At 70.2% G+C, this 1,010-nt stretch carries 2 protein-coding genes and 1 tRNA gene; 1 reads left to right on the top strand and 2 read right to left on the bottom strand.

Going from position 1 to position 1,010, the window contains the following annotated elements; all coding sequences use genetic code 11:
- On the top strand, nt 1-532 hold a 532-nt coding region (locus AC1D01_RS36310), incomplete at its 5' end, for a sensor histidine kinase (protein WP_477874607.1).
- On the opposite strand, the gene AC1D01_RS36305 is transcribed toward AC1D01_RS36310, so the two are convergent.
- Together AC1D01_RS36305 and AC1D01_RS36300 are read right to left on the bottom strand one after the other, a co-directional pair.
- A tRNA-Ser gene (locus AC1D01_RS36305) sits at nt 492-582 on the bottom strand. The genes AC1D01_RS36310 and AC1D01_RS36305 overlap by 41 nt on opposite strands.
- A 61-nt stretch (nt 583-643) precedes the next feature.
- Nucleotides 644-1,010: band-7 C-terminal domain-containing protein (locus tag AC1D01_RS36300; protein WP_477874605.1), on the bottom strand; the 367-nt coding region annotated here is incomplete at its 5' end.

Raw genomic sequence — 1,010 nt, 5'->3', positions numbered from 1 at the left:
GCTGCTGGGGCTGATGCGCAGCGACAGCGGGCGCACCCAGGCCGCGCGGCTGTCGCTCGACGAGCTGGTGCAGGACCGGTTGGCGGCGCTGTCGGGGCTGGCGACGCAGCGTGGCGTCGAGCTGGAGCTGGCGTGCGCCGAGCGCTGCGAGATCGAGGCCGAGCGCGAGGGGCTGACGTCGCTGGTCGACAACCTGGTCGAGAACGCGATCAAGTACTCGCCGGCCGGGTCGACGGTGTCGGTGCGGGTGGGGGGCGATGCATCGCTGGTGGTCGAGGATGCCGGTCCGGGCATCGCGGCAGACTGGCGCGAGCGCGTGTTCGACCGCTTCTTCCGTGTGCCCGACCAGGCGCAGCCGGGCAGTGGGCTGGGCTTGGCCATCGTCAAGTCGGTGGCCGATCGCCATGGTGCGACGGTCGAGTTGGCAGACGGGATCGAAGGCCCCGAGGGCCGCGGCCTGCGAGTGACCGTGCGCTGGTTGCCCATGCATCTGGCGGAGAGAGCGGGATTCGAACCCGCGGGGGGCTATTAACCCCCACACGCTTTCCAGGCGTGCGACTTAAACCGCTCATCCATCTCTCCGGAGCCGGCGAGTTTAGCCTACCTCCGAGGGGGCTTCGGACCGGTCCCGCGGGAATTTCGCTCAGGGCTGGCCTGGTGCCTTCGCCTTCATCAGCGCCATCGCGGTGCCGATCAGGCCGGCCACCTCGCTCATGTTGCCCGGCACGATCATCGTGTTGTTCTTCTGCGCCAGGTGCGCGTACGCATCGACCGCCTTCTCGGCCACCTTCAGCTGCACGGCCTGCTCGCCGCCCGGCTCGCGGATCGCCTCGGCGATCTTGCGGATGGCGCCGGCCGTGGCGTCGGCCACCGCGGTGATCGCCGACGCCTCGCCCTGCGCCTTGTTGATCTCGGCCTGCCGCGCACCTTCGGAGCGGGCGATCGAGGCCTCGCGCTCGCCGGTGGCGATGTTGATCTGCTCCTGCTTGCGGCCTTCGGAGGCCGCGATC

The organism is Rhizobacter sp. P3_B12 (genome assembly GCF_056402895.1).
Note: the sequence above shows the minus strand (reverse complement) of the source record. Positions and strands in the feature narration are given on the sequence as shown.